Raw genomic sequence first — 12,832 nt, 5'->3', positions numbered from 1 at the left:
TGTGATAAATTCCCACTACTAGAGAAAATTATAAAACACATGAAAAAATTAAGCATTCTTTTCCTGGCTATTATCGCCCTTACTTCGTGTAACAATAAAGAAAGCAACTTAATAGTAAATGCCAGTATTGACGGATTAAAAAAAGGAACCGTTTATCTTCAAAAGATAGATGATACCCTTATGGTAGATATGGACTCCGTTGTGGTTAATGGCGATGCCAATATTAGCCTGGAAGCTTTTATTGAAAGCCCGCAGGTATTGTACCTTTATCTTAAAAAAGTTGATAATTCCCAATACGACGACCGTATAGACTTTTTTGCCGAGGAAGGAGAAGTAACTATCAATACTACTTTAGAGAATTTTGTTACCGATGCTGAAATAACCGGGGCAAAGAATCAGGAAAAATTAGAAGAATATCGAACAATGATGCAACGCTTCAACGATAAAAATCTGGAACTTATTCAGATGAATTTTGAAGCTCAACGAGATGAAAACGAAGAACAGTTGATTGATGTGAATAAGCAATATGAAAGTTTACTCAAACGAAAATATCTCTATACTGTTAATTTCGCAATTAATAATAAAGACCTGGAAGTAGCTCCTTATCTAGCTCTTTCTGAAGTTTTTGATGCTAACATCAAATATTTAGATACTATTTATAAATCTTTAGAGCCGAAGGTAAAAAAATCCATGTACGGAAAAGAATTGAAAGATTTTCTGAAAGAAAGACGGGATGAAGAAGAAGCAAGCGACAACGTTAAGCCTGTAGAAACTGAAGAAAATGCTGAAGATATAAGTTAACCCAGCCTCCTCACCAAACAATCTTAAAGCCCGAAATATAAATTTCGGGCTTTTTTATTATCTCCTTCATAATACTGCAGGTAATTCATTTATATTTCCGCAATAAAAACTTATACTTGTTGTCGTATTCAGTTTAATATTAAAATAACCTTACAAAATTCTTTAAAATGAGTGCTCCAAACAAAAACCGATGGCTTATTGCCGCTTCGGCAGTTTTTATTCATATTTCAATAGGCGCTGCTTACGCATATAGCGTTTATACGCAACCTCTTGTAGAAACTAAGGGGTGGTCTATGGCTTCGGTTACCACCGCATTTACAATAATGATGGTTTTGGGGGGAGGTTCTGCTGCCCTATTCGGAAAATTTGTAGAGCGAAGCGGCCCAAAGAAATCGGCTATGCTAGCTGCAGTTTTATTTGGTTTAGGCCAGGCCGGTTCGGGATTCGCAATTTCAATGGATTCGTTAACAGGATTCCTCCTTTCCTACGGTTTATTAAGCGGACTCGGCCTGGGAATTGGTTATATAGCCCCGGTTTCCACCTTAGTAAAATGGTTTCCAGACAAAAGAGGTTTAGCAACTGGAATGGCTGTCTTGGGATTCGGTACAGGAGCTTTAGTTACTGCCCCAGTTGCGGCGAGTTTAATAGAATCTATTGGCATTAGCACTACTTTTTACATTTTAGGAGCTTCTTATTTCGTCTTAATGATGATTGGCGCTTCCTATATCGCACCACCTCCAAAAAACTGGATGCCGGCAGGAATGGAAGCAGCGGTAAAAGCAGGCACCAAAAAAATAAAAAAAGACCTAACCCAGGCAACATCTGGTGAAGCCGTTAAAACCAAACATTTCTGGATGCTCTGGACGATGATGCTTATAAATACCAGCGCAGGTATTATGATGATTTCTGTAGCTTCGCCCATGGCTCAAAATATCGTTGGTCTATCGGCCGGTGCCGCAGCTACTATGGTAGGCATCATGGGAATATTTAATGGCGGTGGAAGATTAGGCTGGGCTGCCGCTTCAGATTATATTTCACGCCCAAAAGTTTTTATTATTTTCTTTATAATTCAGCTTGTTGCTTTTATCAGTCTGCCAATTATTACAAGTGCTATTATTTTCCAAATATTTATTTTTCTTGTAGTAAGTTGTTACGGCGGCGGATTTTCAAATCTTCCGGCTTTTATAGGTGATCTCTTCGGAACTAAAGAACTGGGTGCAATTCACGGCTATTTATTAACTACCTGGTCACTGGGCGGACTTATTGGCCCAACCCTTGTTTCACAAATTTATACCCGAACCGGAAGTTATATCCCGGTTTTCTACGTTTTTACTGCTTTAATTATTGTGGCATTAATTATTAGTTTATTACTAAACAGGAGTGTAAAAAAAGTAAGAACCGAGCATAAAGAATTCGAATATAAAACCTCAGCATCAGACTAAAAATAGCTACAGATTAATTAAATCTCCAGAGCTTTAATATTTTTTTGGGTAAGATTGGCTTTGTATTTTTCTAAGTTTGAGAAAAACCAGGCTATGAATCAAAAAGTACTCAAAGAAAATAACTACGATCTAATTTGCGTGGGTGGTGGCATTATGAGCGCTACTCTCGCATTAATGCTGAAGTTAATAGATCCTGAAATCAAAATAATTATTTTTGAAAAGCTGAGAGAAGTTTCTAAAGAAAGTTCCGGCGCCTGGAATAATGCCGGTACCGGGCATTCGGCACTTTGCGAACTCAACTATACCCCTGAAAATTCTGATGGAAGTATAGATATTAGTAAAGCAATAGAAATTTTTAGTCAGTTTGAAACCAGTAAACAATTTTGGGCCTACCTGGTAGGCCAAAAACTTATAAAAGACCCTCAAAATTTTATTCATTCAGTACCTCATCACAGCTGGGTACAGGGAGAAGATAATATTCAATTTCTAAAGAAACGCTTTGAAGCTCTTTCCCAAACTTCATTGTTTGAGGAGATGAAATTTTCTGAAAATCCAAATAAATTAAAAGAGTGGATCCCCTTAATTGCGCAAGGCCGTGAGAATGAGAAAATGGCTGCAACGCGAATGGAAATTGGCACCGAAGTAAATTTTGAAGAACTCACGCAACAATATTTTAAAGTTCTGGAAGAACAATTTGATGTTCCCGTTTTAAGAAATACCGATGTTTTAGATGTAGACCCTGATGAAACCCTGGAATGGACGGTTGAAGCTCAAAATTTAGATTCGGGAAAAGTTACCTATTATGATGCCGAACATGTTTTTATAGGAGCCGGTGGCGGCGCATTGCCTTTACTTCAAAAAGTAGAAATAGAAGAAAAAGACGGCTATGGCGGATTTCCTGTAGATGGCCAATGGTTGGTTTGCAAAAACCGGGAAATTATAGAGCAACATTGGGCTAAGGTCTACAGTAAAGCAGGACCTGATGCTCCTCCTATGTCTACTCCTCATCTGGACACGAGGTATATAAACGGAAAAAAAGAATTGCTTTTTGGTCCCTTTGCAGGATTTACTACTAAATTTCTAAAAGAAGGTTCAAAAATGGATCTGCCTAAAAGTATAAATAAAGAGAATATTCCTTCTATGTGGGGAGTTTTTTGGCACAATTTGCCGCTTACCAAATACCTGATGAAGCAGGTCACTATGGATCATTCTGACCGGATGGAAGATCTAAGGGTTTTTATAAAAGATGCCAGGCCGGAAGACTGGGAATTAAAAGTTGCCGGAAAACGGGTGCAAATCATTAAAAAGGATGAAGAACAGGGCGGAATTCTGGAATTTGGAACCGATGTAGTTCACAGCAAAGATGGAACCATTACCGCTCTACTCGGTGCCTCGCCGGGAGCTTCAGTAGCGGTTTCTATTATGCTTAAAGTAATTAATATTGCCTTCCCCGGGAGAATTAAATCTAAGGAATGGCAGGAAAAGCTTTCAAAAATGATTCCTCTCTGGGATAAAAAAATTGAAGAAAATATTCCTGAATTTAAAGAAGTGCAGGCAAATTCTTCTGAAAAACTTGAACTGGATGTGTTGCATTAGAATACTCTAAAAAATCGTCATTTTGAATTTATTTCAGAATCAAACTTTTTGACAACCTCAACATATAAGAATCTCAATAAACGGACTCAGGACAGGCTTATCGTCCTCAAATAAACCCATAAAAAAAACCTCTCAAAAATGAGAGGTTTTTTTAGAGCCGATGGAGGGACTCGAACCCACGACCTGCTGATTACAAATCAGCTGCTCTAGCCAGCTGAGCTACATCGGCAACTACTATTTATAAAGCGTTTATTTTCGCAATTAAGGCTTCAGCTTTTGCTTCCAGCTCTTTTGATACTGCTTTAAAATGTTGCTTTTTATTCTCTACATCTTTTTGGTTGATCTTGGTGATTAATTCATCAAAATCTGCAATGGCTTCGTCAACAATCGCTTCAGTTTTAGATGCGTCGTCAGGGTTAGCCATTTGATGTATGTATGCGGCATCAATAATGTCTCCCATTACGTAATTCACATCTCTTTTTAATAATCTCTTACTTGCCATATCACTTAAATTTCGGCTGCGAATTTAGACTATTTTTCAATACAAATTACAGCAAGACTAAAATTATTTTTCCTGAATTTTCTTAAGGGAATTAAGCGCTTCGGGAATATGCTGGGAAGCTCCCATACTATTGAACCTGTGAATCAATTTTTTATTCTTATCAAAAATAAAAGTTTCCCTCCCGGGAAGTAAACCCATTAAGCCAGGTTTAACGCCAAAAGCTTTACGGGCACGCTTTTCTTTATCTGAAAGCAGCACAAACGGAAGTTGGTGTTTAGTGGCAAATTTTTTGTGAGAGTTCTCATTATCGGTACTTATGCCTATAACCTCAGCTCCCAAATCCTGAAATTCTTCATAATGATCTCTAAAACTACAGGCTTCCTTTGTACAACCGGGAGTAAAATCTTTTGGGTAGAAAAAGATGACCAAAGCTTTATCTTCTACCCGGGAAAAATGGTAGTTTTCACCATCCTGATCTTTCAAGGTTAACCTGTTAACCTTGGTAATTTATCGCCAATTGTAAGTGCCATCTATTCTCCTTTATAGGTTACGTAATTTCTTGGTGTTTCGTACAGAGTGATCTCCAAATCAAGCTCAGGTTTTAATTTCTCCCTTATTTTATTCCAAATTACTACCGCAATATTTTCAGCCGTAGGATTGAGTTCGTTAAAAGGTGGCACCTCTTCATTTAAGTTCTTATGGTCAAAAGGAACTTCAACTTCTTCATAAATAAGATCTTTGAGTCGCTTTAGGTCCATGACAAAACCTGTTTCCGGGTCTATTTCACCGGTAACCTTTACAATTAGATCATAATTGTGCCCGTGATAGTGCGGGTTACTGCATTTCCCAAAAACCTGCAGGTTCTTCTCATCACTCCAGTCTTTGCGATACAACCGGTGCGCAGCATTAAAATGAGCTTTTCTGTGTACGCTTAATCTCATTTTTGAATACTTGAATAATATTTATCAAAAATAATCTTGAACCATTCGGTATAAACACCCGGGTTTACTTCCATATCAGATTTTATCGCATCCAGGCTCATCCATTTCCAATTAGCCACTTCATCTGGATTGGGATTGGGGTCATCTTCATAATTCCCAATCATAATATAATCAAATTCGTGCTCTGTAAGTCCGTTATCAAAAGGTGCCTTATAAATAAAAGACATAATTTCCTTTAAATCTGTGCTAAAGCCCATTTCTTCCTGTAGTCTTCTTTTTCCCGCAGCAACATTACTCTCCCCTTCCCTTTGGTGACTGCAGCACGTGTTGGTCCACAAGCCCGGAGAATGATATTTAGCGTGTGCGCGCTGTTGAATCATTAACTCGCCCTTATCATTAAAAACAAAGACTGAAAACGCACGATGGAGTAAAGCTTTTTCGTGAGCTTCTATCTTCTCCATCACGCCAATTTGCTCGTCTTTTTCGTTTACCAATATTACTTTATCTGTTCCCATTTTTTTCTTTGAGTGCCAAATGTACGAAATGAAGAGGGGGTTTTACAAGTCTACATTTCCTAAAATTATGTTGGATTATTTAGGAAGAAAAACCTTTAAAATTCATTTTTTGCATAAATATCACAATCTATTGCCAGAATAAATTCTGAACGCCTGTTTTCTTCGTGCCCGGCTTCAGTACATATACTGTAATTCCCGCAATTATTTAAGAGCTCTGTTTCTCCATATCCTCTTCCGGTAATTCGGCCTTCAGAAATTCCACTTTCCGTTAAATACTTAATTGTGGCCTCGACTCTTCTTTCTGAAAGTTGCAAATTGTAGGTGTCATTTGCCCGGCTATCAGTATGCGACCTAATATCCAGCAATAATTCGGGGTGGGTTTTCATAAAAGTGACAATACTATCCAGGGCCGGTTTATCGTTTTTTCTAATTTCAGCTTTATCCAAATCAAAATGAATAGGTTTCAGGCGCAAAATTCCTGCAAGGTCATCTCCCACTTTAGCATCAAGAACAGGCCGACCTTCCAGGTTTCCAAATTCCAGCACATTTTTTCTTCGTTTAATCTCTGCAGCATAAAAACTCCAGTTAAAGAAAGGACGTAATGCTGCGATATTTGAAGGTTTCTTCCCATAAATACTATGCCCTGCCTGGTACATTACCAGGCCATTTTCAGGATTCCCAAAAGCGTGGCCATAGGCCGTAACTACCGCGGTATCTTCAGCAATCTCTGGAATATCCGGTGCATCTTCATCTATTACAATTTTGTTTGTTTCTCTTCGCCATCTGTTTATCTTCTTCGGAAGAAAAATTCTTTCAGATCCGTTTAAATGAGCTTCATCTGGCCTGCCGATATATTGCGCAACAGGGTCGGCCGGTAATAAATTTAGATAAGGCGGCGTTCCGTGCCGATGATCTTTATAATGAATTAAACCTGCACTTTGCGCCCCGGGAAAACCTGAACTCAAAAAATTTAATTGAATAAACGCTGTACTATCCTCATCCTGAAGTTTAATATTTCCCGACAGGTTTTCAAGTTTACTCACGGCATGACAACCGGCCCAAATGGCACCTTTATATTTATTATTCCACTTATAAAGATTTTTATGGGTTGAAAAAGAAGGATCGGCGTGAGGCATTACAAAAATATCGTCGCAAACTCCAAGGTCTTCCGGAGCCTTCCAGTTTTTACTGGTATTGCCTCCATAAGCTTCTTCAGGAATTGCAGCTGCTTTAAAAAATGGTAAGGCTATATAACCATTTTCCCTATCTAAGGTCCATCGGGGTGCCACCGATAAGCTAGTGAAAACCGGAACATCAATAGCTTCTTCTAAAAAAAGACCTACAATTCCTTTCTCTTCCCAGGCTAAAATTAAATTTTTAATATCCTCTGTGATATAAGAAACCGGAATAACAAAGGCACTTCCTTTAAAATCAATATCCTTATAAGTAAAATCGGTCCCGTCTTTTTCTTTCCGCGGATTAATAATCCATTTTACTTCAATTCTTTCATTTTTCAGTAAATTATAGATCAAGCCGTAAACCTGTAAAGAATTTTCTGCGGTCTGAGGATTTGAGCCCATATTTATTACATAAGCGCCGGGTGCTATCACCTGTTCGTTTCGCTGGCCAAAGCAGTTGTAACCGGTAAATAGGAAACTCAAAATAACTATTGATCTTCTAAAATACTGCCCCATAATTGTAAAATTACTGAATGTTTTTAAAGCGGTAAGTTTTTAACAGATTTTTACTGAAATCCTGCAGACCCTACGCTAAAGGAGCAAATAAATTATCCTTAAATTTCCTCAAAATAATAGTACTTTTGCAGCTCTAAATTACCAGGCATACAAGCTTGCGTATATCCATTTACCAAGAGGGCTTTTGTATCGTAGCAACTGAAACAAACTAAGACCCCGTTAATATTTTTATAGATGAAAAGTTTTCAGAAAGAACTAAAACGAAGAAGAACTTTTGGGATTATTTCTCACCCCGATGCCGGTAAAACAACGCTTACCGAAAAATTACTGCTTTTTGGTGGTGCTATTCAGGAAGCCGGGGCGGTAAAATCTAACAAGATTAAAAAAGGCGCGACCAGTGACTTTATGGAAATTGAACGCCAAAGGGGAATTTCGGTTGCGACTTCGGTTTTAGCTTTTGAATATAAAGATATTAAGATAAATATCCTGGATACGCCGGGGCACAAGGATTTTGCTGAAGATACTTTTAGAACTTTAACGGCGGTAGATAGCGTGATCGTGGTAATAGATGTTGCTAAAGGTGTGGAGGAGCAAACCGAAAAACTGGTAGAGGTTTGTAGAATGCGAAATATCCCGATGATCGTTTTTATCAATAAAATGGACCGGGAAGGTAAAGACGCTTTTGAATTACTTGATGAAATTGAACAAAAACTAAACCTTACCGTGACCCCTTTAAGCTATCCCATCGGAATGGGTTACGATTTTAAAGGAATTTATAATATTTGGGAGAAGAATGTAAACCTGTTTACCGGCGATCCTAAAAAAGATATTGAAGATACTATTGAAATTTCCGATTTAACTTCTAATGAATTAGATGAACTTATTGGAAGCAAAGCCGCCGATAACCTAAGAGAAGAACTGGAACTTGCCCAGGGTGTTTATCCTGAGTTTGACGAAGAAGCTTATCTTGAAGGAAGATTACAACCCGTATTTTTTGGTTCGGCATTAAATAATTTTGGAGTGCGGGAACTATTGGATTGTTTTATAAATATCGCTCCTACCCCAAGACCAAAACAAAGTGAAGAACGACTGGTAAAACCCGATGAAGATAAATTTACCGGATTTGTTTTTAAGATTCATGCCAATATGGATCCTAAACACCGCGACAGGCTGGCATTTATTAAAATCGTTTCGGGAAAATTTGAGCGAAACAAGGCTTATCTGCACGTAAGGCATAATAAAAACCTGAAATTCTCGAGTCCGAATGCTTTTTTTGCCGAAAAGAAAGAAATTGTAGATGTTTCATATCCTGGTGATATTGTAGGACTTCACGATACCGGGAATTTTAAAATTGGAGACACCCTTACCGAAGGTGAAAATTTAAACTACCGCGGAATTCCAAGTTTTTCCCCGGAACATTTTAGATATATCAACAACGCCGACCCAATGAAATCGAAACAACTCGCCAAAGGAGTTGACCAGTTGATGGATGAAGGGGTGGCACAGCTCTTCACTTTAGAGCTAAACGGAAGAAAAATTATTGGAACGGTGGGAGCACTTCAGTTTGAAGTTATTCAGTACAGGTTGGAGCACGAATATGGCGCAAAATGTACCTACGAAAACCTAAACGTTTACAAAGCCACCTGGGTAGAGGCTGAAGATGAAAAAAGCGAGGAATTTAAAGATTTTAAGCGTTTAAAAGCTAAATTCCTGGCCAAAGATAAAAAGGGACAATTGGTATTTTTAGCAGATTCCCAATTCTCGTTGCAAATGACGCAGGATAAATATCGTTCAATTAAATTCCACTTTACTTCAGAATTTTAAGTTTCTGATTTTAAACCAGTAATGCTTAGTTTAAAAGAAACCTATTAGCACGCTGTGTTTAATAGGACTTAATTTCATATATTTTCAGCATAATTAAGGTTTTATGAATCAATTAGATGAATTTGTTTCCCAGTTCGCCTCGGCGGTTTGGGGACTTCCCTTGGTAATTTTATTAATTGGTGGCGGACTTTATCTGCTTATTTTATCTAATTTTCTTCCATTTCGATACTTAGGGCATTCATTAGACCTTTTGCGCGGAAAATATAATAACCCCAACGATCCGGGGGAAATAAACCATTTTCAGTCCCTCTCTACCGCCCTCTCCTCCACCGTGGGAATGGGAAATATTGCGGGAGTGGCAGTGGCTATCGCTTTAGGTGGTCCCGGGGCGATTTTCTGGCTTTGGGTAAGCGCGGTGGTTGGAATGGCTACTAAATTTTTCACCAATACGCTTGCGGTAATGTACCGTGGCATAGATACCCAGGGAAATATCCAGGGTGGAGTAATGTATTTTATTGAAGAAGGACTTGGTAAAAAATGGAAGTTTATGGCCATTTTTTTTAGTGTAGCCGGGCTTATTGGAGCCTTACCGGTTTTCAATGTAAATCAACTTACACAGGCTATTAATTTTATACTTTTAGAGCCGAATAATATTCCTACCGGTTTTGGCACAAACCTTATTATCGGGATTATCCTTGTTATCCTTACTTCCGTAGTGATTCTTGGAGGATTACAGCGGATTAGCAAAACTGTTTCCAAGTTGGTACCGGCTATGGTAGCCCTTTATTTTGTTTCGGTAATTATTATTTTGATCGTCAATTACGATGTTGTTCCTTATTACTTTTCAACGATTTTCACCGATGCTTTTGCTGCGGAAAATTATAAAGGTGAACCCATGCTTGGCGGCGTACTGGGCGGACTAATTATCCTAGGCGTACGAAGAGGTGCTTTTTCTAATGAAGCGGGCATAGGGACAGCGACAATGGCTCACGGAGCGAGTAAAACATCAGAACCTGTTCGGGAAGGACTAGTGGCGATGTTGGGTCCTGCGATTGACACCCTTGTGGTCTGTACCCTAACTGCACTTTGTATCCTGGTAACTGGTATTTGGCAAACTTCAGATGTAAACGGTGTGAGTTTAACCGCAGCCGCTTTTGAAGATTCTATTCCCTATGTTGGGGATTATCTTTTGTTACTTTGTATTGCGGCATTTAGTATTTCCTCTTTGTTCTCATTTTCTTACTACGGAACAAAATGTCTCTCTTACCTGGCCGGGGCGGAAAACAAGCATTATTACAATTATTTTTATATTATCAGCATTCTTTTAGGGGCCACAACTTCTCTGAGTATGATGATTAACCTAATTGATGGCTTTTTCGCATTAATGGCGATCCCAACGATGATCTCTACTTTAATTCTTGCACCACGAGTGATGAAAGCAGCAAGGATTTATTTCAAGAAATATAAAGATTAATTTCAATTAGCTGAATCTACTTCTTCTCATTTTCAACAACGTGAAAAACTTCAAGTTTCTTATCTGTTAATTTTTCTAACAAATCACCCTTTCTTAAAGTTCCCCATATTTCGAGTTCGGGATCACTATGCGTAGTGATAATTAGTTGAATTTTGTTCTTCTTATTATTGATTTCCAGTTTTTCTACATTTTGATAATGACTCCTGTCCAAACCATCGGCAACCCTTAATAGTGCAGAAAGTTTCTTCACTCTCTTTCGTGATTTTTTATTCAACTGTTTGTAAGGCTCATGGCGTTTATGAGGTGTGGACTTTCTATGATACCTGGCTACATTTGCCATAATGTTTATCTCATCTTCTTTGAAACCCAGTAAATCTGAATACCGAATAAGGTACAAGGCGTGTTTATGGTGCTTTCTATAAGAAATATAATAACCAATATCGTGCATTAAACTGGCATATTCCAGCAATTCCCTGTCTGATTCTTTTAGTTTTAATTCTTCCTTGAATTCGTCAAAAAGCTGCAACGCAAAGTTTGAAACGTGCCGGGAATGCTTCTCCGGCCAGTTGCATTTTCTTAGCAACTCATAAATACTTCTACGACGTGGGTCTTTAAAATTTGCCACAAGATCCAGGTTGAGTTGCTCCTTTTGATTATTGATATAATTAAGGATCATACCTTCCCGAAGCGCGCCTTCAGAAATTTTAATGTTTTCAATCTTAAATTTATCTATTAAAAATTTTAGTAATACCATTCCCGGGTTTATAATATCAACCCTCTTTTCTTCCAGCCCTTTTTCTTTAAGACGATCTTTTTTATTCAGCTTAATAAAGTCCTTATATAAATCTTTAAAATCGTCTGCATTCAATTCTAATTCGTTGAGGCTTCTTTTAGCAGTAATAGAATTTCTATTGGCTACCATTTCGCCAATATTCTCCATAGTACCCGAAGAACCAATAATAGTCTTTACTTTATGCTTTTTGGCTAGTTTCAATACTTCAGCAAGCTCTTTGGCAAAATGCTTTTGTAACTTTTTTATATCTTTTTCCTCAATAGGATCTGAATCCACAAACGCGGCTGCCATTCTCGCAACCCCCAACTTCAAACTATTATAGTAGATAAATTCTTTTTCGTTACCAATGATAAATTCAACACTACCGCCACCAATATCGGCCATAAGTACCATTTCTTCTCCTAAAACAATACTGTGTCTTATGGCCAAACCAATCATTTCGGCTTCCATTTTTCCTGAAATAGCCCGTACTCTTATCCCTACATTTTCTCCCACTTCTTTAATGAAATCGCCCCCATTTTTAGCCTCCCGTATTGCACTGGTGGCGAAAGCGAGAATATTTTCCACTTTATGACTGTCGCATAAAAATTTTATCCGTTTAAGTGCTTCCAGGCCGCGGTCCATAGCATCACGGCTTAATTTATCTTCCAGACCTTTCTCAGCGAGGATAACCATCTCTTTTAATTTATTCACGGTACGGAAACTGCCATCGGGATAAATATCTACCAATACGGCGTGAAAGGAATTGGTACCAAGGTCTATTGCCGCGATGCGCTTTTTGGGTTTGGAGTTTGAAGTATTTTTTGCCATTTCAGGTTATTTTAAGCTGGAGAATCTTTTCAGGTTGCTATACTTCTAAGTTAGGTAATATTTTATAAAATCTTTTCGGTTACTTTAGGTATCGGGTAGAAAGGTAAGGATTATTTCCCTACCTGTCCTCCCACACCACCCAGCATACGGTTCCGTACTGGGCGGTTCCCTAATTTACGTTCTAACTTTAAGGTAATAGTCCAGAAGAGAAGTGTAACCAGCCTGTCTCAGTCTGTGGATGGTAATAGTCCTTTTGAGGATAAAGCTGTTAGCTGTATGCCAGTAGCTTTTCCTCGTGTTGGCATATTCCCACGCTTTCCACTTGTTCAGGCCAAGCTTGATAAGCATCTTTCCTTTCGTGCGGATGCGTTTCCATTGTTTCCAGATACACATCCTTAGACGTCGACGGTACCAGCGATCTATGTTTCTCAGCAGGCTTT

11 protein-coding genes and 1 tRNA gene are annotated in these 12,832 nt (G+C 38.3%); 5 read left to right on the top strand and 7 right to left on the bottom strand.

Going from position 1 to position 12,832, the window contains the following annotated elements:
- Positions 1–39: 39 nt before the first annotated feature.
- From B5X53_RS16330 to mqo, 3 genes are all read left to right on the top strand, one after another.
- A complete protein-coding gene (locus B5X53_RS16330; RefSeq protein ID WP_079714300.1) occupies positions 40–801 on the top strand; it encodes a DUF4369 domain-containing protein in 762 nt (253 codons plus the stop codon).
- Positions 802–968: 167 nt separating this feature from the next.
- On the top strand, positions 969–2,243 hold the full coding sequence (locus tag B5X53_RS16325) for an L-lactate MFS transporter (protein WP_079714299.1): 1,275 nt from the start codon (positions 969–971) through the stop codon (positions 2,241–2,243).
- 60 nt (positions 2,244–2,303) lie between these two features.
- Positions 2,304–3,839, top strand: a complete 1,536-nt coding sequence (gene mqo, locus B5X53_RS16320) for a malate dehydrogenase (quinone) (protein ID WP_262507304.1) — start codon at positions 2,304–2,306, stop codon at positions 3,837–3,839.
- 155 nt (positions 3,840–3,994) lie between these two features.
- Here mqo and B5X53_RS16315 read toward each other — a convergent pair.
- The 6 genes from B5X53_RS16315 to B5X53_RS16290 all read right to left on the bottom strand — a co-directional run bounded on the left by B5X53_RS16315 (position 3,995) and on the right by B5X53_RS16290 (position 7,491).
- Positions 3,995–4,068 (bottom strand) — tRNA-Thr (locus tag B5X53_RS16315).
- A 9-nt stretch (positions 4,069–4,077) separates the two neighbouring features.
- Positions 4,078–4,341: a hypothetical protein gene (locus tag B5X53_RS16310; protein WP_079714298.1), complete on the bottom strand. Its 264-nt coding sequence runs from the start codon at positions 4,339–4,341 to the stop codon at positions 4,078–4,080.
- 63 nt (positions 4,342–4,404) lie between these two features.
- Positions 4,405–4,848 (bottom strand): peroxiredoxin, encoded by a 444-nt coding sequence (locus tag B5X53_RS16305; protein ID WP_079714297.1) that lies wholly within the window; start codon positions 4,846–4,848, stop codon positions 4,405–4,407.
- A gap of 23 nt (positions 4,849–4,871) precedes the next feature.
- A complete protein-coding gene (locus B5X53_RS16300; protein ID WP_079714296.1) occupies positions 4,872–5,282 on the bottom strand; it encodes a 6-pyruvoyl trahydropterin synthase family protein in 411 nt (136 codons plus the stop codon).
- Positions 5,279–5,797 (bottom strand): isopentenyl-diphosphate Delta-isomerase, encoded by a 519-nt coding sequence (idi, locus tag B5X53_RS16295; protein ID WP_079714295.1) that lies wholly within the window; start codon positions 5,795–5,797, stop codon positions 5,279–5,281. Before idi ends, B5X53_RS16300 begins: the two co-directional genes overlap by 4 nt.
- A 95-nt stretch (positions 5,798–5,892) precedes the next feature.
- The gene (locus B5X53_RS16290) at positions 5,893–7,491 is read right to left on the bottom strand and encodes an OmpA family protein (RefSeq protein WP_079714294.1); all 1,599 of its coding nucleotides are present in this window, start codon (positions 7,489–7,491) and stop codon (positions 5,893–5,895) included.
- 234 nt (positions 7,492–7,725) lie between these two features.
- On the opposite strand from B5X53_RS16290, the gene B5X53_RS16285 reads away from it, so the two are divergent.
- Positions 7,726–9,315: a peptide chain release factor 3 gene (locus B5X53_RS16285; RefSeq protein ID WP_079714293.1), complete on the top strand. Its 1,590-nt coding sequence runs from the start codon at positions 7,726–7,728 to the stop codon at positions 9,313–9,315.
- A 103-nt stretch (positions 9,316–9,418) separates the two neighbouring features.
- Complete coding sequence (locus B5X53_RS16280) at positions 9,419–10,789, top strand: alanine/glycine:cation symporter family protein (protein ID WP_079714292.1); 1,371 nt, start codon at positions 9,419–9,421, stop codon at positions 10,787–10,789.
- Positions 10,790–10,805: 16 nt separating this feature from the next.
- Here the strand turns inward: B5X53_RS16280 and B5X53_RS16275 are convergent, their stop codons facing one another.
- On the bottom strand, positions 10,806–12,392 hold the full coding sequence (locus B5X53_RS16275) for a Ppx/GppA phosphatase family protein (protein ID WP_079714291.1): 1,587 nt from the start codon (positions 12,390–12,392) through the stop codon (positions 10,806–10,808).
- Positions 12,393–12,832: the final 440 nt, after the last annotated feature.

Origin of the sequence: Salegentibacter salinarum (genome assembly GCF_900168115.1) — a bacterium.
GTDB classification, from domain to species: domain Bacteria; phylum Bacteroidota; class Bacteroidia; order Flavobacteriales; family Flavobacteriaceae; genus Salegentibacter; species Salegentibacter salinarum.
This window is presented reverse-complemented; position numbering and strand designations above follow the sequence as displayed.

Coding starts and splice junctions, on each gene's coding strand:
- idi (WP_079714295.1), bottom strand. CDS start 5,797: ATGGGAACAGATAAAGTAATATTGGTAAACGAAAAAGACGAGCAAATT.
- B5X53_RS16290 (WP_079714294.1), bottom strand. CDS start 7,491: ATGGGGCAGTATTTTAGAAGATCAATAGTTATTTTGAGTTTCCTATTT.
- B5X53_RS16325 (WP_079714299.1), top strand. CDS start 969: ATGAGTGCTCCAAACAAAAACCGATGGCTTATTGCCGCTTCGGCAGTT.
- B5X53_RS16330 (WP_079714300.1), top strand. CDS start 40: ATGAAAAAATTAAGCATTCTTTTCCTGGCTATTATCGCCCTTACTTCG.
- B5X53_RS16280 (WP_079714292.1), top strand. CDS start 9,419: ATGAATCAATTAGATGAATTTGTTTCCCAGTTCGCCTCGGCGGTTTGG.
- B5X53_RS16275 (WP_079714291.1), bottom strand. CDS start 12,392: ATGGCAAAAAATACTTCAAACTCCAAACCCAAAAAGCGCATCGCGGCA.
- B5X53_RS16300 (WP_079714296.1), bottom strand. CDS start 5,282: ATGAGATTAAGCGTACACAGAAAAGCTCATTTTAATGCTGCGCACCGG.
- B5X53_RS16310 (WP_079714298.1), bottom strand. CDS start 4,341: ATGGCAAGTAAGAGATTATTAAAAAGAGATGTGAATTACGTAATGGGA.
- B5X53_RS16285 (WP_079714293.1), top strand. CDS start 7,726: ATGAAAAGTTTTCAGAAAGAACTAAAACGAAGAAGAACTTTTGGGATT.